General features: G+C 37.1%; 21 protein-coding genes. 7 read left to right on the forward strand and 14 right to left on the reverse strand.

Translation table 11 applies throughout. The features are described 5' to 3' along the window. Positions 1–10: 10 nt before the first annotated feature. Entirely contained in the window at positions 11–382 is a 372-nt protein-coding gene (locus C7390_RS09080; RefSeq protein WP_055174003.1) for a GntR family transcriptional regulator, read from the reverse strand. 138 nt (positions 383–520) lie between these two features. Then, positions 521–874 carry a winged helix-turn-helix transcriptional regulator gene (locus C7390_RS09085; protein WP_242854082.1) on the reverse strand — a complete coding sequence of 118 codons (354 nt, stop codon included), beginning with the start codon at positions 872–874 and terminating at the stop codon, positions 521–523. A gap of 300 nt (positions 875–1174) precedes the next feature. On the opposite strand from C7390_RS09085, the gene C7390_RS09090 reads away from it, so the two are divergent. Further along, positions 1175–1819, forward strand: coding sequence for a cupin domain-containing protein (locus tag C7390_RS09090; RefSeq protein ID WP_116444054.1), 645 nt, complete (start codon positions 1175–1177; stop codon positions 1817–1819). A 380-nt stretch (positions 1820–2199) separates the two neighbouring features. Here C7390_RS09090 and C7390_RS09095 read toward each other — a convergent pair whose 3' ends face one another. Together C7390_RS09095 and C7390_RS09100 are read right to left on the reverse strand one after the other, a co-directional pair. Continuing rightward, positions 2200–5016 carry a GLUG motif-containing protein gene (locus C7390_RS09095; protein WP_116444055.1) on the reverse strand — a complete coding sequence of 939 codons (2817 nt, stop codon included), beginning with the start codon at positions 5014–5016 and terminating at the stop codon, positions 2200–2202. Then, complete coding sequence (locus C7390_RS09100) at positions 5016–7556, reverse strand: efflux RND transporter permease subunit (protein WP_116444056.1); 2541 nt, start codon at positions 7554–7556, stop codon at positions 5016–5018. Before C7390_RS09100 ends, C7390_RS09095 begins: the two co-directional genes overlap by 1 nt. 259 nt (positions 7557–7815) lie before the next feature. On the opposite strand from C7390_RS09100, the gene C7390_RS09105 reads away from it, so the two are divergent. Then, positions 7816–8391, forward strand: a complete 576-nt coding sequence (locus C7390_RS09105) for a TetR/AcrR family transcriptional regulator (RefSeq protein WP_055306225.1) — start codon at positions 7816–7818, stop codon at positions 8389–8391. Between the two features lie 85 nt (positions 8392–8476). Here the strand turns inward: C7390_RS09105 and C7390_RS09110 are convergent, their stop codons facing one another. Both C7390_RS09110 and C7390_RS09115 read right to left on the reverse strand, forming a co-directional pair. Further along, a complete protein-coding gene (locus C7390_RS09110) occupies positions 8477–9439 on the reverse strand; it encodes a ketopantoate reductase family protein (protein WP_116444057.1) in 963 nt (320 codons plus the stop codon). A gap of 20 nt (positions 9440–9459) precedes the next feature. After that, the gene (locus tag C7390_RS09115; protein ID WP_055306227.1) at positions 9460–11571 is read right to left on the reverse strand and encodes a methyl-accepting chemotaxis protein; all 2112 of its coding nucleotides are present in this window, start codon (positions 11569–11571) and stop codon (positions 9460–9462) included. Positions 11572–11928: 357 nt separating this feature from the next. Here C7390_RS09115 and C7390_RS09120 point away from each other — a divergent pair, with 357 nt between their 5' ends. After that, positions 11929–12846: a calcium/sodium antiporter gene (locus C7390_RS09120; RefSeq protein ID WP_022501949.1), complete on the forward strand. Its 918-nt coding sequence runs from the start codon at positions 11929–11931 to the stop codon at positions 12844–12846. A 16-nt stretch (positions 12847–12862) separates the two neighbouring features. On the opposite strand, the gene C7390_RS09125 is transcribed toward C7390_RS09120, so the two are convergent. Further along, entirely contained in the window at positions 12863–13750 is an 888-nt protein-coding gene (locus C7390_RS09125) for a LysR family transcriptional regulator (RefSeq protein WP_055306228.1), read from the reverse strand. 202 nt (positions 13751–13952) lie between these two features. Between C7390_RS09125 and C7390_RS09130 the strand changes: the two genes are divergently transcribed. Genes C7390_RS09130 through C7390_RS09140 form a run of 3 tightly spaced genes read left to right on the forward strand, consistent with a single transcriptional unit; the run spans position 13953 to position 16636 of the window. Then, entirely contained in the window at positions 13953–15254 is a 1302-nt protein-coding gene (locus tag C7390_RS09130; RefSeq protein WP_055173997.1) for an adenylosuccinate synthase, read from the forward strand. Further along, on the forward strand, positions 15251–16192 hold the full coding sequence (pyrB, locus tag C7390_RS09135; protein WP_022501952.1) for an aspartate carbamoyltransferase: 942 nt from the start codon (positions 15251–15253) through the stop codon (positions 16190–16192). Before C7390_RS09130 ends, pyrB begins: the two co-directional genes overlap by 4 nt. Positions 16193–16213: 21 nt before the next feature. Further along, positions 16214–16636, forward strand: a complete 423-nt coding sequence (locus C7390_RS09140) for an aspartate carbamoyltransferase regulatory subunit (protein ID WP_055173995.1) — start codon at positions 16214–16216, stop codon at positions 16634–16636. Between the two features lie 161 nt (positions 16637–16797). Here the strand turns inward: C7390_RS09140 and metE are convergent, their stop codons facing one another. The 7 genes from metE to thiW all read right to left on the reverse strand — a co-directional run bounded on the left by metE (position 16798) and on the right by thiW (position 23703). Continuing rightward, positions 16798–19080: a 5-methyltetrahydropteroyltriglutamate--homocysteine S-methyltransferase gene (metE, locus tag C7390_RS09150; RefSeq protein ID WP_116444058.1), complete on the reverse strand. Its 2283-nt coding sequence runs from the start codon at positions 19078–19080 to the stop codon at positions 16798–16800. 120 nt (positions 19081–19200) lie between these two features. Continuing rightward, a complete protein-coding gene (locus C7390_RS09155) occupies positions 19201–20106 on the reverse strand; it encodes a LysR family transcriptional regulator (protein ID WP_055306231.1) in 906 nt (301 codons plus the stop codon). Between the two features lie 12 nt (positions 20107–20118). Further along, positions 20119–20541: a threonine/serine exporter family protein gene (locus tag C7390_RS09160; protein WP_022501956.1), complete on the reverse strand. Its 423-nt coding sequence runs from the start codon at positions 20539–20541 to the stop codon at positions 20119–20121. Positions 20542–20715: 174 nt separating this feature from the next. Continuing rightward, entirely contained in the window at positions 20716–21462 is a 747-nt protein-coding gene (locus tag C7390_RS09165) for a threonine/serine exporter family protein (RefSeq protein WP_116444059.1), read from the reverse strand. Positions 21463–21500: 38 nt separating this feature from the next. Next, complete coding sequence (locus tag C7390_RS09170) at positions 21501–22058, reverse strand: histidine phosphatase family protein (protein WP_022501958.1); 558 nt, start codon at positions 22056–22058, stop codon at positions 21501–21503. Positions 22059–22174: 116 nt separating this feature from the next. Beyond that, a complete protein-coding gene (gene thiM / locus C7390_RS09175) occupies positions 22175–23044 on the reverse strand; it encodes a hydroxyethylthiazole kinase (RefSeq protein WP_116444060.1) in 870 nt (289 codons plus the stop codon). Between the two features lie 146 nt (positions 23045–23190). Further along, entirely contained in the window at positions 23191–23703 is a 513-nt protein-coding gene (thiW, locus tag C7390_RS09180; protein ID WP_022501960.1) for an energy coupling factor transporter S component ThiW, read from the reverse strand. Positions 23704–23859: 156 nt separating this feature from the next. Here thiW and pepT point away from each other — a divergent pair, with 156 nt between their 5' ends. Continuing rightward, on the forward strand, positions 23860–25089 hold the full coding sequence (gene pepT / locus C7390_RS09185; protein ID WP_055306233.1) for a peptidase T: 1230 nt from the start codon (positions 23860–23862) through the stop codon (positions 25087–25089). The last annotated feature ends 4 nt before the right edge of the window (positions 25090–25093 follow it).

Here is a 25093-nt window from a genome sequence, read left to right on the forward strand (position 1 = left end):
GTTATAACTTTTATTCCTCTATACGGCTGATATATTCCTTATACTCTGCAATTGCTTCTTCTGGAGTAAAACCTATCTTTTTCATTCCATTATGAAAGCTCTCACAAAGCTCCAGAGCCATATCCTGCTTTAACCTGTCTATCTGTTTACCTCTGTCTGCAACGAATCTTCCAGATGTTCTCTGTGATTCAAGATAACCTTCTCTTTCAAGCTCTGATAAAGCCTTCTGCATTGTGTTAGGATTAACTCCTGCCTCCAATGCCAGCTCCCTCACCGGCGGAATCTTATCGCCGACCTCAAGCTTTCCGCTGGCTATCTGAACTTTAAAATGCTCCATTATTTGCAGATATATAGGGACATCGTTACTAAAGTTCCAACTCATAACTTATTCCTCCTGCTTATAATCAATATTGATAATTCCCATATGGTAGTAATGCATAAACAATATATGCGTCTTACATTGTATTATTGTATTACTCTATTAGTACAATAATACACAGTTAATAAAATGTCAATATATTTATTTATCATCTCTGTGCTCTCCGCCCCACTTGCACATTGCAACAAGAACCGGTACTAAAGACTTTCCTCTTTCTGACAGGCTGTACTCTACTTTTGGTGGAATTTGAGGATACTCTTTTCTTACAATAAGCCTGTCCGCCTCCATCTCCTTTAATGTGGCACTAAGTGTCTTATGTGATATATTTCCCATACATCTTTTAATCTCACTATACCTCATAACCTCCTTATGATTAGCCAGCCAGTACATAATCACAAGCTTATACTTCCCACTTATAAGCGACAAAGTATACCCAAAATCCGTATCACCAATCCCCTCCCCCGTCTGACAACACAAACTACACATCTCTTTCATAAATCCAACTCCTTCCTAAGTTATCAAAAAACTAAGCGGCTGTCCTTTAGCCGCTTAGTACCGCTACGGTTTCAAGTAGCGAGAGCGTGCCCAGCGGTAATACAACACGTCCTCCACAACGTCCGTCCGCCATTACCCCTCCCCGGAATTTTTTCACACCACGCTAACCTAAAGGAAAGTATATAACCTAAATGTGCGTACTTCCCATTTATATAATTATAGGTTATATTCTAAATTGTAACAAGAATTATTATACAACCACACCTATTAGATGTACCCTATTCATCAGATTGGAGGATTATGAAATTTAGTATTGAAGAACTTCGCCCGACAAGAAATGGTATGACTATCTCAAGAGATTCCAAGCTTGGCAATTCTACCAAAGTAACTTACTTCTCTATGGGAAAGGATACTTCCATAAGTCAGGAAAGCTATGATAGAATGACTATGTATATTGGAGCTTTCGGCTGGGGAGAATTCATTATTGGAGAAGAACCTAAGACTATTAAATTACAGCCAGATGAACTACTTATTGTACCTGCTGGTACATTATGCGGAATGCAGACATCTAACGGAATTGTGTATACAGAGATTATATGTACAGGAAAGGATATTAATATGAACGCTAACGTAAAAACTAATGAAGTATTTGCACTTAAGAACCTTATATCTTACGAAGAAGGCAGTATTGCCAATATGGATGTTGTAAGCACTCCTGATATGAAGTATGTGCTTATGGCATTTGACGAAGGAACAGGTCTTACACCTCACAGAGCACCTGGTAATGCTATCGTATTTGCACTTGAAGGCAAGGCAACTATAGGATATGAAGGTAAAGATTATGAGCTTTCAGAAGGTGAATGTTTCCGTTTTGAAAAAAATGGACTTCATAGTGTGACAGCTAATGGAAAGTTTAAGATGGCGCTTTTACTTGTGTTAGAGTAATTCCAAAAAGCAGTGATGAATGACGGACAGCTATTACTAACGGACGTTGCGAGGCTCTGCTATATTACCGCTGGGCACGCTCCCGCTACTTGAAACCGCAGCGGATACTAAGCGGCTAAAGGATAGCCGCTAAGTACCGGCGGCTTCAACAGTACCCAGCTTGCAATATAGCATAGGCTCACAACTTGGTGCAGATTGTTGTGACGTGTGGACACTGTTCTTTGTAGATGAACTCTGTAGAGTGTTATGACTATATCGTATATTATTCGCTTTGGTATGATATTTAAAAATGCTCCTTTCCAGATGATTGGTGAATTGGGATTTACCTGTTAGCTGGATGGGAGCATTTTTTCATATCTTATATTGGCTTTTGTTTCTTACTACTTACCTGTTGGTTTGGCTTTCTTGTGCTTTATTATTATTATTGTGGCAAGAAGTATTATGGCTATAGCGGCGGCTATGTAGTAGATTATTTTGTTGGAGCTCTTGTGTATAAGGGCAAAATCGGCTTCGTATGGGATTACGGCTGTTATGTAACTGCCGTTCTTTTTCGCGTCTGCTTTGACCCAGTTGTTGCCGTCTTTATCTACATACCATATTTCATTGCTGCCATCACTATCTTCTACAAGAAAATGCCCTGTAACAGTATCCTGCTGGCTTGTGTGAGAGCTTAATATCTGCCAGCTATAAGCATATACTACATCTCCTGACAGACCGCTTATGTCACAAGTCCTGGTTACAAGCTTGTCATCGTTGTAGAACTTACCTTCTGCAAGGAATAATATTTTGCCATCTGCATTTTTCTCATTAGATGCAAGACTTTCTGTCCAGAGGTGATATTCTGCCTCAACAACTTTATTCTGTGTTATAGGACTTACTGTAATATCTGCCGGCCATTCGCCATAATATCCGTCTTTCTTTGGTATTGATGGCAGGTCTGATGTTGTAATATTGCCATTGTAGGCTATTACCTTAGTTCCAGCAACGTAATCATCAGCTTTAAATGTTATTGTTATCTGATGAAAGCCTTCTGGAATATTATCAAGTGACATAACATAATCATAAGTCACCTTATCAGCAATACCGCTATAATTAATATCATCTATGCCGCCTAAAATGTCACTCACAAATATGTTATTTCTTACGCTTCCTTCTGAATCAGTAGTTCCGGCAATCACACCTTTTTTCTCACCATCACCGCTGATTGTTGCAATGGACACATTATTCTTAACTGTGTATCCCTGTCCGCATATTCCACCTGCATAACTGTCACTTTCAACATTGCAAAGGCTGTAATTATCTGATACTGAACTGACACTGTTACCAGCTATTCCACCTGCGTAATCACCAGTTTCAGACTTAACACTTCCATAGCCCTCGCAGCCATATATAAGTCCTAATTCCTGCAAACCAGTTATTCCGCCTGCACAATCTTTTCTGGAAGTAACCTCTCCATAATTAACACAGTATATTACTATGTCATTGACTGTTGAACGGAGCTTGACATTTGTTGAACTTCTTAAATCCAGATCATACTCAGGGTCTACATCATATTCAATGTTCATAGTTCCTGTTATTCCACCTACATTAAGGTCACCGTATACAGTTCCCCTGTTCACTGATTTAGTTATAACACCGTCTGTATTCTTTGCATTTTCCGCCGTGGAAATATCTTCTATATGACTGTCATCACTTGTAACAAGCTGTGCTGTATCATTCACTGTACTTCCTATATTGTTAATCTGTGAAGAAATGGTATTGATACTGTCAGAAATATTCTGTATCTGTTCATCAAGAACATTTACAATACCTTGAATATCTCCTGTAATATTGCCTGTTCCAAGCTGGTCTGACACATCTTTTACAAAGTCTTCTGCTGTATCACTCGAATCTGCCATTGTGTTACTGATGTCCTTAAGATTATCATTAATGATATCCCACTGCTCATCGATAGCATCTTTCTGGGAGTCTGATAAAATTTTATCATCACCCTGAATGTCCTTTATCTTATTAAGAGCATTATCAATATTGTCAAAATACTCTCTTGTATCAGGGTTATCCTGCATAGAGTCAGATACTTCTTTTAAAGAGTCCGATAATACATCTGCATCTTCCTTATACTGGTTAGTAATGCTTTCTGCATAATCTCTTGTCTTAGATGAAGCACTGCTCATTGAATCTGACAAGCTGTTTAATGTATTGCTTATATTATTAACAGAGCCCTGAATTGTATCAATTCTGTCCTGTAAATATTCAGACTCTATATAAGGCTCTGCCTGTCCGACAATACCGCCGACATCTTTTCTGCCGTATATATCGCCTTCGTTGGTACAGTTAAGTATCTTTCCATTCTGGCTTCCTGCTATACCACCAACATTATAACCTGTATGGTTATATCCAATTGTTCCATAATTTGTACACGATGAAATAACACCAGATGAATTACCTGCTATTCCACCCATATCGTTACGGTCTACAACGTGCTGTGTAATATTAAATGTTCCAACATCAACTCCACCGACATCAAGTGATGAAGCTAATTCATCTGTATTAACGCGGCTTCTTGATACACATTCACTTATAAGTCCTTCATTCTTGCCAGCTATTCCACCTGTCTGGTTAGTTGCTGTAACAACAGCATCACTAAGACAGTTAGTTATATTAGCACCCGGCTTATTAATTCCTGCAATCGCACCTACATATGTTGTACCATTGACTTTTCCATAAAATGTGCAGTTAGTTATTGTACCATAATTAACACCGGCAATTCCTCCTATATTCTTCTGTGAACCAGATGTATTAACGCTTCCTGATACACTAAAATTGCATACATAAGCATTTTCTCCAAGGTAACGGAAAAAGCCATAATCAGAACCTTTATAATCGATATTAAAGCTTCTTACTGTATGGTTAGCACCATCAAATGTTCCATCAAAATATGGTATGCCTTGAAAATCTGTATTCGATAAATTGATATCTGTAGCAAGTCTTACTGTCCTGCCCCTGCTGTAACTGTCATATTTACAGTTATTGGCAAATTCAATAAGTTCCCTGGCACTGGAAATTACTATAACATCACTGTCAGCTTCCTCTGCCTGTACCACATATGGAATAATATTTCCAAATGCCGCAAAGATAATGAGCAGTGACAGCATTACTGCAAGTATTTTATTAAATTTTGTATTAAGCTTTACCATTACTGCTCATCTCCTTTCTCTGTATTGTTCGTAACATTTTCTGTATTATCCACACCATCACTTTTATCTGTTAATAAAAGATTATCTGTATCTTCATATGTAACCTGTCCCTGACGTCCTGGAATTAGTGAATCAACTGATACCTTCATCTGTCCCTGGAATGTTCCCTGAATGTCAGCATCAATCTCACCCTGTACATAACCTTTGACGTGTCCTGTAACTCTTACCCTGCCGGCAACTTCTTTCTGTGGTCTTGCAATATTCATTGTAAGAGCTGTCTTTTCGATAATAATATCTCCAAGTAAAAGTATCTGTGGAAGCACGAATAATACAAGGATAATTGATATTAATGTACCTCGTCCAAGTGCAACACCTATTGAAGCAACTGTCGCATCTGAGGCAATCTCACCTATAAGGAAGCCTGCACAAGTAAGAATTGAACCTGATGTAAATATTGTTGGGAATGACTGGTTAAGTGTCTCAATCATTGCATCTTTAAGCTGCATTTCCTTCTTTAACTGCAAATACCTGTTAGATATAACAATCGCATAATCTATTGTAGCACCCATCTGTATTGCTGATACAATCAGGTATGCAATAAAGAATACTGTCTGCCCCTGTAATGCCGGTACAGCAAAGTTAATCCATATACTTCCCTGAATAGTAAGAACAAGAAGCACTGGAAGTCCTGCTGACTGGAATGTAAAGAACAGAATTATCATAACAAAAAGTGCAGTAAGTACGCTTATAATAATATTATCTGATGCAAATGATGACTCAAGATCGTGGTCACTTGTAGAATTACCAACAAGGACTACATTATCTGTGCCATAATACTGAGCTGCAATACCACGGATTTCCTCCAATGCATCGTATGTTTCCTGACCTTCTACAGGAAGTGAAAGGTTAAGCACAAATCTTGAATAATCGCTTCCCTGAAGCTGTAACTGTGCATCGTGGAGTGTATCATATAATGTATTAAGCTTATCGTCCAAATCTCTATCTAATGTTACATAACCTTCCTTATACTGGTCATAAAGGAATAAGAACATATCAATAATAGGAACCTCATAATCATTAACTCCTGTAAATACAGGACCATACTGCTCCTGATTATAAGCATATGCCATATAAAGCACATCAACTACTTCTCTGTCTATATCAATCAATTCAGCAAATTGTCTTGGATTTAACTTATCCGTAAGCACATAATCATCATTAATTGACACATTTGCAAGACCAAGTGTTGATGTAACATAGCTTAGATTATCTAATTTGCCTAACACTCTCTTCTCTGACTCATAATCGCCCTTTGGCACCATAACAACTAACTGGTTGCTCTTGCCAAATGTATCCTCTATTCTTTCTTCTGCTATCTTAGCATTACTCTTTTTCGCACTCACAATTGAGCTTGTATCATAAATATACTGGCAGTTATTTGAAAATATAGCTGCTGCTATAAGAAATACTATAAATAAAGGTGGAATTATATATTTGGTCTTATTAGCAAATTTACCAACAATTGTAATCTTTGGCACATAACATTTGTGATGTGTATTATCAATTCCCTTGGCAAATATAAGCAGCACTCCCGGCATAAGAAAGAATACTGATATAAGACTTATAATAATGGCCTTAACCAATATAATACCCATATCATAACCAAGCCTGAACTGCATAAACATCATTGCAACCATACCTGATACAGTTGTAAGTGATGATGAACTAATCTCTGGAATAGCCTTTGAGAGTGCAACCTTTACCGCTTCTTCTGCATTAAGCGTTTCGTGCTCCTCCATAAATCTGTCGCAGAGAATAATCGCATAGTCAATAGCCAGTGCAAGCTGTAACACTACTGCTATCGAGTTGGTGATAGACGAAATAGTACCGAACCAGTAATTAGTTCCCATATTAAGAATTGCCGCAACACCAAATGTTATGAGCAATACTGGAATTTGCAGATATGCCTTTGTTGAAAGCATTAACACAACTACTATAATAATTACTGCCAGTACAAGAATAATGTTCATATCCTTTGACAGTGATTCCGCACTATCTTCTTCCGAACCAACCTCCGTTGAAACATATACGTCATAATCTGATAACGTATCCTTGACATCATTCAATGCCTGTTTGCTTATATCCTCATCTTCCGTTCCATCAAATGTAATATCAAACAAAGCATCTGTACCTTTATAATGGTCTGATGAGTCATCAAATGTTACCTGCTTAACTCCATCAATGTCCTCAAGTTCACTTACAAGCTCGTCTGCCTGATTATAGGTGACATTGGTAAGCATAACCTTAGCACTGCCATATGTAACAAACTGTTCGTCCATAATAGACAATCCCTGTCTTGTCTCACTATCGGCTGGCAGGTATGATGTAATATCCTGATTGACCTGTACTTTATTGATAGATAACACACTATAAATAATCGCAAGAATAAAAAGAATTTCTATTGCTTTACGTTTATTCACAATAAATGTGGCTGCCGTAAGCCAAAAATTACCCTTTTGCTTTTCTTCTTTTTCCTTCATAAATTCTTCTGTACATATAATTCACTAAATATCCTAATAATCTTCAATAAACTTTAATTATTAATTAGTTTCTTAAATGTACCGTCCTTTCTTCATTTTGCTTATTGTGTTTATAAACATAGTGTTGATTATTTTTATAGAATAATTATAATTATCATATAATATTTGCTCAATAATCAGTTTTGCACAAAGTGTTGATTAATAGACATTGTGTTGATATATGTCAATTAATTAAGAAAGATTTAAGAAAGGGTAATATATGGAAAATAATATAGACAGACGTGTAATGAGAACTAAAACACTGCTTATTCACAGCCTTTCCACTCTGATGAAACAAAAAAACATCAAAGACATAACTGTAAAGGAATTATGTGAACTGGCAGATATTAACAGGGGCACGTTTTATCTGCATTACAAAGATATATACGATATGCTCGCCTCTATAGAACAGGAGCTTAGCGACAAGTTCATACAGATATTTCAAAAATATAATGCCAGGAATACAAAGGATTTTCCTTATCCTTTATTCTTAGATATATTTGAATTTGTAAGCGATAATGCCGAACTTTTCCGCGTGCTTATAGGTCCTAATGGTGACATTTCATTTATTATGAAAATACACCAGCTTTATAATATGTACTGCATACAGACCGAAATCAGTAAATTATCGCCTGAACTTTCAATTAACTGTAAATATTACGGTAATTTTATACTTTACGGCTGTGTCGGTCTTATCGAACAGTGGCTCTCAAGCGATAATCCTGAGTCCCCACGCGAAATGGCTAAGCTTGTAACCAAGCTTGTATCAACTGGAGTTTTATCTTTAATAAAATAAATACTTAAAAGGTCTTCTTCTGTAATCAGAAAAAGACCTTTTATTCTTAGTACTCACGAATTCTTCTTTTCTTTCTCAGTCATAACTATTTCGCCCACGTAAGCTCTTCATTATCACTATTGTAATTAAATCTGCCATCGTTCTTTTCTTCAATAGCTTTTATCATATGATAAGTGTACTCATTATATGGTGTAGGAATTCCAAGCTCTTTTCCCATTCTCATTAATGCACCTGAAAACATATCTATCTCCGTATGTCTTTTGGCATCGATATCCTGCAATGTTGAATATCTCGCTGTTGGAAGGACTGCACTGCCCCTGCCGGAAGAACCCTCAACAATGCTTATGTCAATTCCTTTTGCAAGTGCAACTGCCTCAAGCTCCTTACGAAGACCTTCACTGATTGCCTTCATATGAACACTATCCCTGTAACAGCCAACACCTGCCCCAAGAATAGCCTGCGGAAGATTATTGCACACATTAAGTCGGAACTTACACCATATCTCCTCTTTAATATGCTTTGTTACCCGAAAATGTATATTACCTCTTTCAAACAGTTCCTTAACCATACGTACTCTTTCACTGTCAAATGGTGCGTTAAGCTCTCCATATATAATTCCAAGAGTTGTGTCTGGATTAAATACATAACCCTGTCCTTCTTTATGTGATGAAGCTACCTTGATAAGTGAATACAGCATATGTGAAGAACCTATCTTACCAGCAATAATCTCCTCACTGTCCACGCCATTCATAAGGCTCATAACTGTAGTATTATCACCAGTTGCAGCTTTTATATCATCAAGTGCCGCTGGAAGTGCTCCGTATTTTAATGATACTATCAATAAATCAACACCTTTGGCTTCGTCAGGTGTCCATACTTCTGGACGGTATACATTACCATTAATCTTACAGCCATCAGCCTTAAGCTTTTGATTTCTCTCACTTGAGGCTATAACTCCAAGCTTTATATCCTTAACATCTGAAAGTCCCCATATAACATAAGAACCTACCGCACCTGCACCTATAATTCCAACTGACTTAATTGACATAACAACCAACTCCTGCTTTATTACTCACTATAATTCTTATTTACATAGTCTTTAATCTCATTGCTGTCCTCTGGCATTCTACAGCCGACAATATAATTACCCTCATCATTAGAACATCTTATTATACAGCCCTGTATTTCTTTGTCTTTAATAACATCGAAATTATCAATCTCGATAACAATATTCTTACCCTTCATATTTTCAAACGATGAGTCATTAACTGAAAAAGCAAAACCATTAGCACTAATATTAACCATGTGTCCATAATATGTTATATCTGTACCATCAACGCTTATTGTACACTTATTGTCAAGTGGCATTCTTGGATACTTTCTTCTGTTATATACCTGTGGGTTAGTATCAATAGTAAGCTTGAACTGTCCCTTTTCTCCTGCCTTGACATTATGTATTGCTATACCATTCCAGCAATATAATACATTATCTACAACAGCGTTAAATGAACACTTAAGATTTCTTCTCTTATCATCAAATGCTGCTCTGTTATTAATATTTATGTATACATTATTGTCTTTTCTGTCAACAACTTCACCTGTGTATTCTTCCTTGGCATTAGTCTGGTCTTCAATAACCATTCTGAACTTCATACCGCTCTTTATATCGGAAACATTCATAAATCCACCGATACCAAGTTCTTCCATAAGTTCGCCGACAACAGACTCAATATCCGTTGCACTCTTGGCACTTGCTTCATATTTGCTAAGCATCGTCTTAGTTGTCTGTTCTGCATTATTAATGCTCTCTGTCATTATCTGCATTATTTCGCCAACCTGATTCATATTAGCAGTAAGTGTCTCATTAGAATTCTCAACCTGCTTAACTGCACTGTCAACAACCTTTATATTATCACCAAGGCTTGTTGCATCACTCGTTATATCTGATACTGACTTATTAACTGTTGATACCTTCTCAATGTTAAGCTGTATAAGTTCAACTGTTTCTGTAATTGATTGAAGCATTTCATCTGATGTAGCCTCAAGATGTGAAAGTGCTTCCATAATACTGTTAGAAGAGTCTTGAGTTCCACTGCTTAAGCTTCTTATCTGGTCAGCAACAACAGCAAAGCCCTTTCCTGCTTCTCCTGCTCTTGCCGCCTCTATTGAAGCATTAAGTGCAAGAAGATTAGTCTGTGAAGTAATTCCTTCAATAGTACTTGTCTCCTGCTTAACATTTTCAAATTCCTTCTTAAATGTTTCAAGAATAGTCTCAATCTTGCTTGATAATGCTGACATTCTGTTAGTAATTTCAACAACCTCTGTAAGCTCATCAGCACTTAAGTCAGCATGTTCAACTGACTTCTCAATAAGCTTTGAGAATTCCTCCATAAGATCTGATACATCTTTCACCTGAGTATCAATAACCTTAGTCATCTCTATTGATGAAACTGTCTTATCATTAAGGATACCATTGTTCTTTGCAAGTGTTCCCATATCCTTAACTACATTGTTAGCACCCTGTTTATTCTCATCTGCAAGTTCTCTTACAACTGTAACACCATCAACAATTGAATTACTTGCATCTTTAACCTGCTCAACTGTCTGTACAACCTGTGCCAGCTCCGATTCAATCGACCCCGTCAGTGCACCATCTGACTCAACCAGATGTCTTATCGCCATATTAGTACAAGCAAAACAACATAATACAATCGCAAACTGAAGTGCACACTCCTCACTTGCAACAAAATCCATCATTCCCTTAGCCACACCTTTGTAAATATTACTGCTGATTAATACAAACAATGTAAACCACATAATCATCTTTATAAACTTAGGATCTTTGTACAATATAAGAATTGATAATAATGGAAGAATAAATATATAAGAAATCTTATCGAGTGCTGTCCATGCTATAACAGCGTAGAATAAAAGATAACATATACCTAATACCCATTTGTACTCTTTAGCTGCCTTACCCTTAATCATAGATACTATATATCCTGTTATGTAAGTAACCCAGCCTACTACTGTAAATGCTATAAAATATCCCCTTGCAATTTCCCCATTCTTTGTCTTGATACCATAATATATGGTCGCAATAAAAATAAGAGCAAGCCAGGTTATACCTGCTCTTTTGTTGGCTTTCGCCCTGAAAAATGATTCATCATACTCCTGCATATGCATTGTCCTTTCACTGATGTTAGTTTATCATTGATTTCTATATTCTATTGTCGTCACAAATACTTAAATGATGTTTTTATAATACCACATTTTTATCTATATTCATAGTACATTATTGCTTTCACAATTTATATTTTATAATTAGTTGTTGACAGACAATTTGTCCATATACTATTATATTAACAAAGGGAGTAGTTAGCATCTTTAGATGTAATAATAATCGTCATCACGCTGCAAGGCCGGTTATTATTAGTGAGTAACGAGACTTTTATCAATCATTTTTTTGATGTGGTAAAAGGCTTTTTTTGTATAAAGATTAATAAATGTTTCTTTTGCCGCAGGAAAGGACTTAATATGGAATATTTATTACTACTCATTGGATTCGTGCTGTTAATCAAAGGAGCTGACTTTTTCGTAGATGGTAGCTCGTCACTTGCAAGAATTATGAAGGTACCAAGCGTTATTATAGGACTGACGATTGTTGCTATGGGAACAAGTGCCCCGGAAGCTTCTGTAAGTGTTAATGCCGCACTCGCTGGAAGCAACGATATTGCAATAAGCAATGTTATAGGTTCTAACCTTTTTAATGGTCTTGTCGTTGTCGGTGTATGTGCATTTATGGCTGGATTTAAGACTAATCCTGAGATTTTAAAAAGAGATATGCCACTTAACATTATCGTAACAGCAATTCTTTGCATTATGCTTCTTGACAGACATATTAACCATATTGAGGGAATAATCTTACTCATCAGTATGGCTGTATACATTGCAGTTATGGTTATATCAGCACTTAAAAACCGTGAAACTGCTGATGAATGTAAAATACTTTCTCTGCCTAAGAGTCTTATATTTATCATAGGCGGACTTATTGCTGTAATATTTGGTGGAACACTTGTTGTTGATAATGCCTGTCTTATCGCTAAAGATTTCGGTGTCAGTGAGAATTTTATAGGACTTACAATAATCGCTATTGGTACATCACTTCCTGAACTTGTTACCTCTATCACAGCGACACGAAAAGGCGACAGCGGACTTGCACTCGGTAATGCCATAGGCTCTAACCTTTTTAATATACTATTCATATTAGGAATGTCTGCAACAATCTGCCCGCTAAATGTATTATCAGAGTCAATTATCGACTGTATAATACTTCTTGTGTCAGCAGTCATTCTTTATGTATTTGCAAGAACCAAAAAGACTATGAACAGATGGGAAGGAATTGTATGCGTGTTTCTATATGTAGGATACACGGCATATCTTTTAATAAGATAATACCTGTCATTATCTCCTACTCTTCCATAATCATCTTTTTTAATTCTTTTGCCGCTGAATTTAAAGGATGCTGGTAATCATATACCATACACACATTTCTTTCAGGAATCGTTTCTTTTAACGATATCTTTACAATTTCACGCTTGCTAAGGGCTTCCTGTGCCATAAGTTCAGGCACGAAGCCCAGACCAAGCTCATTTTTCACAAGTGGGAGTATCTGGTCTGTTGTAGCTACCTCAGTATCTGGCAGTAATTCAATTCCATTTTTATAGAATAATTCATTATAGAACTGAAATGTCATTGTTTCCCTGCCAAGACATATCAAAGGATAATTCTTTAACTCCTTTAATGATAATTCCTGACTTCCCAATGCAGTAAACGTAGTACCTCCTACAAGAATTTCTTTAAATGTCTTTAACATTATCTGCTTAAGAGGTGCTTCTACATTGACAGGTGAAGATGCAACAGCGAAATCTATAATTCCCGATCTTACAGCTTCTATTGCCTGAGGTGTCGAATGGTTATATATTTTAAGACGTATTCCCGGATATTTAATATGGAACTTTTTAAGCTTATCTAACAAGAATATATTAAGTGCTGTCTCACTTGCACCAATTGATACGCTTCCTGTTGTAAGGCTTGAGCTGTCAGATAATTCTTCCTCTGCTTCTAATAACTGGCTCATCGCAACGGATACGTGTGTATACAACTTCTCACCCTCAGGAGTAAGCTGAATTCCCCTGTTATTTCTTATAAATAACGAACAGCCAAGCTGCTGTTCAAGACAATTCATAGCCCTTGTTATATTCGGCTGGCTGTTACCTAATGCGTGTGCAGCTTTAGTAAAGTTACTGTATTTGGCTACATAATAAAATATCTTATAATATTCATAATTAACATTCATATAATCTGACCCTTTCACTAGCTATAAGTATCACAGTTATATCAAATAATAATCAAAACCATATCAATTATACTTTTTACTTATCATTGTTTCAATAGTATACTCCTTACTTGGTAATAAAAGCAACTAAAATTTATTATCATTATTAAAAGTTACATTTTACCAACTACAACCTATACTATATTTTAAAGGAGATGCTTATATGCTTACTGCTGTAACAGGAATTAACTGGGGTGATGAAGGCAAAGGCCGCGTAATTGACTTGTTAGCTGAGCAGGCTGATATTGTTGTCCGTTATCAGGGCGGTAATAACGCCGGTCACACTGTAGTCACTGATAAAGGGAAATTCGTTCTTAATCTTCTTCCATCTGGAATACTTCACCCTGATGTTGTATGTGTTCTCGGTGATGGAATGGTAATTGACCTTGAACATCTTTCAAATGAAGCTGAACAAATCAAAGAAAAAGGAATATCTGTAACTCCTGATAATCTGAAGCTTTCAAAACATGCCACTATATCTATGCCTTGGCACAAGGTTCAAGATGAACTTGAAGAAAACCGGTTATCTGCAACAGGCAGTGCATTTGGTTCTACACGCAGGGGCATTGCTTATGCCTATAGCGATAAATACCGCAAGAAGACACTTCGTCTTGCCGACCTTCTTCATCTTGATAATGAAAATGTTAAAGCAAGGCTTAAAACCATATTAGATGCAAAAAATCTTGAACTTGCCGGCTGTTATCATCAGGAACCAATGTCATATCCTGCTCTCTTATCGTGGTGTGAAAAACAAGCAGATATATTCAGGGATTATATATGTGATACAGGCATTTTCTTAAATAATGCCTTAGCTGATAATAAAAAAGTAGTTCTTGAAGCCCAGTTAGGCGCTATGAGGGATATTGATTATGGTATATTCCCCTACACTTCAAGCTCATCTACAATAGCTGCCTATGGCCCTTTAGGTGCTGGCATACCTTATGCCCCACTTAACCATATTGTCGGTGTCTTAAAAGCTTATTCAACCTGTGTAGGTGCTGGTCCATTTGTTGCAGAAAATGCAATGTCTGAAGAATGGCAGAAGCTCCTTCGTAAATACGGCGGCGAATATGGTGCTGCTACAGGACGACCAAGGCGTGTCGGACCATTTGATGCTGTTGCCAGTGCTTACGGCCTTAAATGCCAGAATTCAGATTTAATAGCATTAACCAAATTAGATATCTTAAGCTATATGAGAGAAATCCCTATTATAACAGGTTATAAATATAAAAATACTGTCGTAACAGAATTTGACCCGACAGACAATATAGATATGTACAAGCCTGTTGTTGAACTTATGCCAGGCTGGCTTACAGACATATCAAAATACCGCACATATGATGAACTTCCTGATAATGCAAGAAATTATATTGAAAAGCTTGAAAAGCTGCTTAATCACGAAATCCAGTTCATATCTGTCGGGGCAGAGAGAAACCAATATTTAACAAAGGGAGAATGGCTATGAGAAATTTAATTGACCCTCTTGATTTTACACTTGATGAAACAATAAGCATTTTAGACTTAGCTGACAGGATTGCTTCTAATGAAGAAGCCTACAGCCACGTTGCTGATGACAAAAAGCTTGCTACTTTATTCTATGAACCAAGCACAAGAACTCGTTTATCCTTTGAGTCAGCAATGTTAAGCCTTGGAGGAAAGACCTTAGGCTTTGCCGGTGCTAACCAGTCAAGTGCCACCAAGGGCGAAACTGTCGCAGATACCGCCCGTGTTGTAAGCTGTTATGCCGACATTATTGCAATGCGCCACCCAAAAGAAGGTGCACCTTTAAGAGCTTCTATGTATTCATCAATTCCAGTTATCAACGCTGGTGACGGAGGTCACAACCACCCAACCCAGACATTAATTGACCTGATGACAATACGCCATAGAAAGGGACGTCTTGATAACCTGACTGTTGGTTTCTGCGGTGATTTAAAATTTGGAAGAACTGTACATTCTCTTGTGAACAGCCTTGTACGTTTCAATGACAATAAGTTCTATTTTATATCACCAGAAGAATTAAAAGTTCCCGATTATCTTATAGAAGATACTCTTATTCCTAATAAATCAGTATATAAAGAAGTAAGAAGCCTTGAAGATACACTCCCAGAGCTTGACGTGCTTTATATGACAAGGGTACAGCGTGAGCGTTTCTTTAATGAAGATGATTATATAAGATTAAAAGATACTTATATACTTAATAAAGAGAAATTACAGCTTGCCCCTGCCGATATGCCGGTTCTTCACCCTCTGCCAAGAGTTGATGAAATATCAACTGATGTTGATACCGATAAGCGTGCCGCCTATTTTGAACAAGTGCAGAATGGCAAATATATCCGTATGGCTCTTATTATGAGTTTACTTGAACTTACAGACCCACTCACAGGAAAAAAAGTACTATAGTAAAATAGAATGGAGATTATAATGTTAAATATAGATTCTTTGCAAAATGGTGTAGTAATCGACCATATCCCTGCTGGACAGGGGTTAGATATATACCGCCTTTTAAACCTTGATGCACAGTCACATTCTGTTGCACTCCTTCAATATGTAAAAAGCGAAAAGTACGGCTGTAAAGATTTAATCAAGATAGAAGGAACCAAGCTTCCTGAAAGATTAGATATTCTTGGTTACATTAATAAACAGATAACTCTGATTATAATTAAAGATGGAAAAGTTGATAAAAAATATCATCCTCTTCCACCTAAAATCTTAACCAATGTTATAAAATGTAAAAATCCACGCTGTATTACAAGTATCGAAACGGGCTGTGAACACATTTTCAAGCTGTATCCATCAGGCAAATACCGCTGTCTTTACTGTAATGAAGAAATCTCTGTAAGATAGATTGGATTATCCCCATACTTCTTCTGCGATTTCTTTTACAAGCTTAAGCTTTGCCCACTGTTGTTCCTCTGTAAGCTTATTACCTATTTCACAAGATGCAAATCTGCACTGTGGACTTAAGTATAATCTTTCAAGAGGAACAGGCTCTGCCTATAACTTATTTATCTGTTTCTTATTATCTTAGCCGCCTCAACCATATTTCTTAAGCTGGCATCTGTTTCCTTTACACCTCGTGTCTTTAAGCCGCAGTCTGGATTAACCCAGAGTTTGTCCCTGCTGATTTTAGTAAGCATTATATTTAACGCATTAACAATTTCATCAACTGATGGAACTCTTGGAGAATGTATGTCATATACTCCCGGTCCTACTTCTGTCTCAAAATTATTCTCTCTTAAAGAATCTAATATTAAAAGGTCTGAACGTGAAGCTTCAAATGTGATAACATCAGCATCCATATCGTCTATTGCTGGAATTATATCTGTGAATTCTGAATAGCACATATGTGTATGTATCTGTGTATCATTCTTTACTCCGCTGTGTGTAAGCCTGAAAGCAGGAATTGCAAAATCAAGATATTCATTATACCAGTCTGACTTTCTAAGTGGAAGCTTCTCTCTTAATGCTGCCTCATCAATCTGTATTACCTTAATTCCTGCCGCCTCTAAGTCTAGAACTTCATCTCTTATTGCAAGTGCAATCTGCAATATTGACTCTTTTATAGTTATATCTTCTCTTGGGAAAGACCAGTTTAATATAGTTACAGGTCCTGTAAGCATACCCTTCATCGGCTTATTAGTTAATGACTGTGCATACACTGACCAGTCAACTGTCATTGGCTTCTTTCTGTATACATCACCCCATATTACAGGTGGCTTAACACATCTTGTACCATAAGACTGAACCCACGCCTTCTGTGTGAATAAATATCCCTCAAGTGCCTCGCCGAAATACTCAACCATATCATTTCTTTCATATTCACCGTGTACAAGCACATCAAGACCAATCTCCTCCTGCCATTTTACGCAATCAGCAATCTGCTTCTTAATATACTGTGTATACTCTTCTTCTGATATTTCATTCTTTCTGTAAGCCGCTCTCTCTGCCTTAATCTCCTTAGTCTGAGGAAATGAACCAATAGTTGTAGTTGGAAATTCCGGAAGACCAAGTTTCTCCTTCTGAAGCTTTTGTCTTTCACTTCTTAATGGAAGACGTACATAATCTTCTTCCTTAATATTAGCAAGTCTTTCCTTAACCTCTGCGTTATGGCAGTTTCTTTCTTCCTCAAATACCTTCTGGTTATCAATATAGGCATTTTCACTCTTAACCTTATCCTGTTTCTTATCAGCAAGAACACCTAACTCAGCAAGCTCTGTAAGCTTTTCTTCTGCGAATGAGAAATGTATTTTATAGCTGTCAGCTAATTTATCCTCGTGCTTTAATGTATATGGAACGTGTAATAATGAGCAGGAAGTTGATATAACAACATTTATATTATTATCACAGGCATTTTTAATGCTGCTTATTAAATCTAATGTCTTCTTATAGTTGTTCTTCCATATATTCTTTCCATTTACAACACCAGCAAATAAAAGCTTACCAGCTGGAAAACCATATTTTTCTACTAATTCAAATGTCTTTCTTCCCTCATTAAAATCAAGTCCAACACCTGCAAATGGCTTATTAATAATGTCCTCATATATATCCCTTACATCTCCGAAATATGTCTGAAGAAGTATATTGCAGTTGCCCCTTTCCTTAAGAAGTTCATCATATATCTTATTAAATAAAGCCTTGTCAGCATCACTTAAATCATATACAAGTGCAGGCTCATCAAGCTGTAACCAGCTTATGTTATTATCGTTACATAAAGCTATAAGCTCCTTGTAAGCTGCAATAAAATCATCTAAAAAATCATCAATGCCCTTGTTCTCTGTAAATCTGCATAACTTAAGAACTGTATAAGGACCAGCGATTACCGGCTTTGTTGTAATGCCCAGTTCCTTAGCTTCTTTGTATTCATTAAGGAGTTTGTCTGCTGAAAGCTTAATAACTGTATCATCTTCAACCTCTGGTACAATATAATGGTAATTAGTATTAAACCATTTCTTCATTGCCAGTGCCTTAACATCACCAGACTCTCCCTGATAGCCTCTTGCCATTGCAAAATATGTATCAAGACCTGATAAATTAAGCTCCTTATATCTTCTTGGAACAATTCCAAGTGCAGCTGCTGTATCAAGCAATGTGTCATAAAATGAGAAATCATTACTTGGAATGAAATCTATTCCTTCATTCTTCTGTATAGTCCAATGTATCTTTCTTAAATTCTTAGCTGTATCTAATAATTCCTGTGAACTAATCTCACCTCTGAAATACTTTTCACTTGCAAATTTTAATTCTCTTAAAGTTCCAATTCTTGGAAACCCAATAACCGATGTCTGCATATATATCCTCCAAATTAATTAACCTCAGGCTGTTCGACTAATATACTGAACAACCTGAGGTCATATTATCATTATATGAATTTTTAATAAAATACTTAATTTATTACGCTTATCATAGTTTTAAACTATGGATAAGTTATTTTTCAATGCTTTTATATAGAATTCTGCGTATCTGCTAAGCATTATATTCTTCTTTCTGACAAGTCCTATCCTCATAATGCAATCGGATTTTAATGGCTTGGCAATGATATCTGAGCCATTGAGCTTCTCATCAATAATCCCCGAACTTACGGTAAATCCATTAAGTCCTATTGCAAGATTAAATAAAGTAGCCCTGTCACGCACCTGTATATTCTTAGGGAAATCAAGCACGCTTAAGAATTCTTCTGAGAAATAAAATGAATTTCTCTCACCCTGCTCAAATACAAGATATGGATACGGTTTTAAATCTTCAATCGTCACAAAATCCATATCTGCAAGCGGGTGCTTCTTGCATATAAATACATGCGGCTTTGCTTCAATAAGCTGTTCGTATACAAGGTCATTTTTCTTAAGAAGCTTGCTTATTACTTCCTCATTATTATCTGACAGATATAGTATTCCAAGTTCACTTTTGCCATAAGCAACATCATCTATAATCTCGCCTGTCTGTGTTTCCCTTAATATAAAACTGTATTTATCTGCATCAAATTGATTAACAACATCAACGAAAGCATTAACGGCAAATGAATAATGCTGGCATGATACTGAGAACTTCGGATCTCTTTTATTAACAACCCCGAAATGCTCTTTCATAATATCCGCCTGCTCTAATAACATTCTTGCAAACGACAATAGTTCTTCACCCTCGTGTGTTACTATAACGCCCTTTTTCGTTCTTATAAAAGCTGTAACACCCATCTCTTTTTCAAGATTGCTTATTGCCGTGCTAAGACTTGGCTGTGATATATATAATTGTTCCGCAGCCTCTGTTATATTGCCGCACTCAGCAACTTTTATAAGATAAGACAGCTGTTGTAATGTCATACCATTTCTCCTTTATAATACAATACGTTTAACTACGGCAACTAATGCATCAACAATAAATATGGCTATCGCAATTGCCCCTGCCGCACCAATTGTTCCAACAAGGCTTGATAATGCCTGCTGTGTATCTGATGTGAACAGGTAATATACTGTCTGGTACATTCCAGCTCCAGGAACTATTGTTAATATCGCCGGTATAAGTGTTGTTGTAACCGGTGTCTTTAAAAGTCTTGCCAGTATGTGGGAGATTATTGCAAGCACAAGTCCTGACATAAAGGTTGCCATAAGAACTGATGTGAACTGTTCTGTATACAAATAGATTGCCCAGCCTGCAAGACCTAGTATGCCGTTAACTAGCAGGCATTTTCTTGGGGCTTCTATTATTACTGAAAATGTTATGATTGCACCGAAAGCGAATAGGCATTGAAGTAGCATATGGATGGCCTCCTGAATTTTATCTTTTCCTTGATGTGTGGGTGATATTATTTACGTTGTGGCTGGATTGCCAGCTCCCAGCAAGTACAACGGCGACACGCTTGCGCTGAGTGCCGCTCGCAGCGGTACTCAGCCGCCAGCTTGGGCTGCCGGCTAAGGACCGGCGGCTCGTTTTTAGGATATTATTACCAGGCCTATGTAGACGCCCAGGGCTATTAGGGCGGCTTCGGTGAAGGCTTGGAGGATATTGGCATTGCCAGAGGCGTAGTCGCCGTGGAGAGTATCTCTTATTGCGTTGGTTATTGCAGCCCCGGGAACAAGTACCATTATCGAACCTATTATTATTAAATCAAGATGGGCAAGGGGATTAAGATGAATGAGTACCCTTGCCACAACTGATAATACAATAGAAGCTGTCAGGTCTTTTATAAGTGAATTAAGCTTCATACTGCCAGCGGCATGTAACCATATAGACAAGAATACGCCAACTATCCCTGTAAACAGCATATCCACGCCATTGCCGCCGTACATTCCCGTAAAGAAAAGCCCCACGAATACTGTGCATATATCCTTTAACCACCACGGATACTGATTCTTCTTTAAATGCTTTAACTGCGAAAATGCCTCCTCTAATGATATTATTCCTTTATAAAACTTTCTTGATATGTCATTGACCTGAGCTATCATATTAAGGTTGGTTGCCCCTCTGTCCACTCTCCTGACAACTGTCAGTGCATCTATTGACGGATCATCTAAAGAAATCATAAATCCCGTTGATACAACAAATGCCTGTGTAGTCTTTAAACCTGACGTTTTAAGCATATAATCGATTGTTTCCTCAACCCTGTATATCTCTGCTCCATTTTCTAACATAATCATACCCGCAAGAGCCGCTGTATCAATAAGAAGCTTATAATCCATATATTGTTACTCCTTTACACACACCTTCTACGCATTTTCTAAGCATTTTTATCTTTAAATTCATACTTTTTAAGTTCACAGTTCTTAATTCCAAAGCCTGAAAACTCATCATTGCTCATATTTCTGAAATATGACTCGACAATCCTCGAAATACCATTATGCGCAACTAGAAGATATATTTTATCAGAATTGTCATTTCTTATATCATCTATAAGATTATATATCCTCTGACTCAGATGAAGCATTGTCTCTCCACCGTCAAAATCATCAACAAAGTTCATCTTAGCCGCAGCAAATTCCCTGCCATCTCTTGGTGTAGACTCGTATCTGCCAAAATTCTGCTCCTTTAACCGTATTTCCATTCTGCACGGTATGCCAGCGGTTTCTGATATATGCTTTGCTGTGTCAGCCGCTCTTATAAGTGGAGAATATAATATCTCATCAATATGTATATTTCCCATTTTGATACACTCACCTAATTCTATTGCCTGCTTATGTCCAAGCTCTGTAAGTGCAATGTCTGTCGCACCACATATTTTATTCTCTACATTCCATATAGTCTGTCCGTGTCTTGTAAAATAAAAATAACTGCTCATATATTATTCCTCTGCTATCAAATATTATATACCTATGCATTGTCACGATATATATCTGTATCATTTATATACACCATGTTTTCACATATCTTGTATATATTTCATATTTTTACACACTATATACGCTCTATTCTTCCCAATTCTTTCAAAGTTTTGTCTGTCATATTGTATACAGCATCAATTATATAATTCCTGTAGCTTGCATTGCCATCCACTTCTGCCATTCTGCGGTATGCAAGCTCTCCGCTTATTCCCATTACGCTAACAGCTGCACATACACTTTCTAATATATGCTCTTTATCCGCTGCTACATATGCTGATGTAAGAGCTGACAGCTGACAACCGGCACCGGTAACAAGGCTCATCATCTTATGACCATTCCTTATTGCATATACGCGGTTCTCATCAGCAACCATATCAATTCCGCCTGTAACCGCAATCACAGCACCTGTCTTTTGGGACAGCTTATTAATAAAATCTGCCATTTCTTTTATATTATCATCTGTAATTTTATCGGCAATCCCCGCCTCAACACCCATAGCAGACTTATTTTTCTGCATAGTTTCATATACTCCAGCTGCTATATTATGAATTCCCTGCTTTGCGGCTATCGCTTTTATCTCGGATACATTTCCTCTTATAACACCAAACTGTACATTGGACATAAGATTTTGGACAGCTTTAATTCTGTAATCTGATGAACCAGCACCAACAGGGTCAAGTATTACTGGTATTCCAAGTTCATTGGCTGTAGCACCTGCTTTAAGCATTGATGATAATTTATTATCATTAAGCATCCCGATATTAATATCAAGTCCCTGGCATATTGATGTTATCTGGCTCACCTCATTAATATCCTCCGCCATTATAGGTGCACCACCGCATGCAAGCACTATATTGGCACAATCATTAATGCTCACATAGTTCGTTATGCAGTGGATAAGCGGATGTCTGTTATGCACATTTTTTATTATATTTTCAAACATTCACTAAAATCCTCTTTTCTATACAGAAAGCTTGTCTTTTTCCATATATGATTATCACTGTATTGAATATTACAACGTCTTTTATCATTGCTTACAATAGCTTGTATTCTCCTATATATGCCTATCGATTTTGCATATTGAATTGTCTATCCTGCAAGATTGTCCTGAATCTTAACTAACAAGCCTGCCTTTTTTATGCTGAATACTATTATTCCAGATATGACCGCACCCATGGCAGTTGATATAAAAAATGGAATTATATACGCATAAAATGCTATTCCTGCGGCACTTTTTCCCATAAGGAATATTGCAACCGGATATGCACATAAACCACCAAGTATTGATGTTCCTGCTACTTCTCCTATCATTGTTGCAATAATATTATGGGTCTTTTTGTATACAATACCGCATATCAATGCACCGAACATACTTCCCGGAAATGCCATAAGGCTTCCCATTCCAAGCAGATTTCTTATAAGTGAGGCAACAAATGCCGCCATTACGCCGTATCCGGGTCCTAAAAGGACGGCACAGAATATATTAACCATATGTTGTACTGGTGCACATTTACTTCCAAATACAGGAAATGAAATCAGGCTTCCAGCTACTGCGACTGCACATAGGACACCAGCAGTGGAAAGTTTTTTAATGTTGTTCATAGTATTTCTCCTAATCTATTAGTCTATTAACCTCTGATTTATTTTAACATAATTTTGTGGGTTGTGTTATATTATATGAGGGAATTATATCAGGTTATGGTTTTAATTTTATGAGGACGGGGAATATTATAATATATACAGAAATGAGGATTTGTTATGAAAGCTTATGAAAGATTATTAAAGTATGTTGTTGTCAGAACTCCTAGTGATGAAGAGAGTGGAAAGTCACCTTCTTCTGAGTGTCAGTTTAAGCTGGCTGGGCTTCTTAAAGACGAGATGACTGAGCTTGGACTTAGTGATGTTAAGCTTGATAAACATTGTTATCTTTATGGCAGACTGCCTGCAACTAAGGGGCTTGAGAAGCTTCCTTCAATTGGTTTTATTGCCCATATGGATACTGTGTCTGATTATTGCAATGGTGATATCAATCCTGTTGTGACTCCTGATTATGATGGTGGGGACTTAGTGCTTGGTAACAGCGGACTTATATTAAGTCCTGATACTTTTCCACATCTTGCTTCTTTAAAGGGCAGAACTCTTATAACTTCTGATGGAACAACTATTCTTGGTGCAGATGATAAGGCTGGAATTGCTGAAATTCTTACTATGATTGAATATATCACTGCTAATAATATTGAACACCCTGCAATCTGCGTAGCATTTACGCCTGATGAAGAGATTGGTATGGGTACTGAACATTTTGACGTTGAACGCTTCGGAGCTGATTACGCATACACTGTTGATGGCGATACTGAGGGTGAGATACAGTACGAGAATTTCAATGCCGCCAAAGCTGAATATGTTGTGAAAGGTTTTAATGTCCACCCCGGCTCATCTAAGGATACTATGATTAACGCTTCCTTAGTAGCTATGGAAATTAATAATTGCCTGCCGGCTATGGAGATACCAAGGGAAACGGAGAATTACGAAGGCTTCTATCATCTTATAAGTATGTCTGGTGATGTTGCAGAAGCACACCTTAATTATATAATCCGTGACCACGATGCTTCATTATTTGAAGCAAAGAAAGCCACACTGTGCCACATTGAAAAGATTATGAATGAAAAATGGGGTGCTGGAACTGTACAGCTCACTATCACTGACCAGTACCGCAATATGGCTGAGATTATCAAAAAATGTATGTTTCTTATAGAAAATGCTGTGAAAGCCTGCAAGAATACTAATATACCACCCCTTATACTTCCAATAAGAGGTGGCACTGACGGCTGTATGTTAAGTTATATGGGACTTCCCTGCCCTAACCTTGGCACTGGCGGACACGCCTACCACGGTCCTTACGAACACATAACCATCGAAGGTATGGACAAAACTGTTGATATGCTTGTAGAACTCGTGAAAACATTTTCCAAGCCTATAATTAACTAACAGG

The sequence above is a fragment of the Bacteroides galacturonicus genome (assembly GCF_003096855.1).
GTDB classification, from domain to species: Bacteria; Bacillota; Clostridia; order Lachnospirales; family Lachnospiraceae; genus Lachnospira; species Lachnospira rogosae.

Excerpts from the sequence above, each read along its gene's own strand:
- C7390_RS09105 (WP_055306225.1), top strand. The coding sequence starts at position 7,816 with ATGGAAAATAATATAGACAGACGTGTAATGAGAACTAAAACACTGCTT.
- C7390_RS09085 (WP_242854082.1), bottom strand. The coding sequence starts at position 874 with ATGAAAGAGATGTGTAGTTTGTGTTGTCAGACGGGGGAGGGGATTGGT.
- C7390_RS09130 (WP_055173997.1), top strand. The coding sequence starts at position 13,953 with ATGCTTACTGCTGTAACAGGAATTAACTGGGGTGATGAAGGCAAAGGC.
- pepT (WP_055306233.1), top strand. The coding sequence starts at position 23,860 with ATGAAAGCTTATGAAAGATTATTAAAGTATGTTGTTGTCAGAACTCCT.
- C7390_RS09125 (WP_055306228.1), bottom strand. The coding sequence starts at position 13,750 with ATGAATGTTAATTATGAATATTATAAGATATTTTATTATGTAGCCAAA.
- C7390_RS09100 (WP_116444056.1), bottom strand. The coding sequence starts at position 7,556 with ATGAAGGAAAAAGAAGAAAAGCAAAAGGGTAATTTTTGGCTTACGGCA.
- C7390_RS09090 (WP_116444054.1), top strand. The coding sequence starts at position 1,175 with ATGAAATTTAGTATTGAAGAACTTCGCCCGACAAGAAATGGTATGACT.
- metE (WP_116444058.1), bottom strand. The coding sequence starts at position 19,080 with ATGCAGACATCGGTTATTGGGTTTCCAAGAATTGGAACTTTAAGAGAA.
- C7390_RS09170 (WP_022501958.1), bottom strand. The coding sequence starts at position 22,058 with ATGAGCAGTTATTTTTATTTTACAAGACACGGACAGACTATATGGAAT.
- C7390_RS09095 (WP_116444055.1), bottom strand. The coding sequence starts at position 5,016 with ATGGTAAAGCTTAATACAAAATTTAATAAAATACTTGCAGTAATGCTG.
- C7390_RS09110 (WP_116444057.1), bottom strand. The coding sequence starts at position 9,439 with ATGTCAATTAAGTCAGTTGGAATTATAGGTGCAGGTGCGGTAGGTTCT.
- thiW (WP_022501960.1), bottom strand. The coding sequence starts at position 23,703 with ATGAACAACATTAAAAAACTTTCCACTGCTGGTGTCCTATGTGCAGTC.
- C7390_RS09080 (WP_055174003.1), bottom strand. The coding sequence starts at position 382 with ATGAGTTGGAACTTTAGTAACGATGTCCCTATATATCTGCAAATAATG.
- pyrB (WP_022501952.1), top strand. The coding sequence starts at position 15,251 with ATGAGAAATTTAATTGACCCTCTTGATTTTACACTTGATGAAACAATA.
- thiM (WP_116444060.1), bottom strand. The coding sequence starts at position 23,044 with ATGTTTGAAAATATAATAAAAAATGTGCATAACAGACATCCGCTTATC.
- C7390_RS09165 (WP_116444059.1), bottom strand. The coding sequence starts at position 21,462 with ATGGATTATAAGCTTCTTATTGATACAGCGGCTCTTGCGGGTATGATT.
- C7390_RS09115 (WP_055306227.1), bottom strand. The coding sequence starts at position 11,571 with ATGCAGGAGTATGATGAATCATTTTTCAGGGCGAAAGCCAACAAAAGA.
- C7390_RS09155 (WP_055306231.1), bottom strand. The coding sequence starts at position 20,106 with ATGACATTACAACAGCTGTCTTATCTTATAAAAGTTGCTGAGTGCGGC.
- C7390_RS09160 (WP_022501956.1), bottom strand. The coding sequence starts at position 20,541 with ATGCTACTTCAATGCCTATTCGCTTTCGGTGCAATCATAACATTTTCA.
- C7390_RS09120 (WP_022501949.1), top strand. The coding sequence starts at position 11,929 with ATGGAATATTTATTACTACTCATTGGATTCGTGCTGTTAATCAAAGGA.
- C7390_RS09140 (WP_055173995.1), top strand. The coding sequence starts at position 16,214 with ATGTTAAATATAGATTCTTTGCAAAATGGTGTAGTAATCGACCATATC.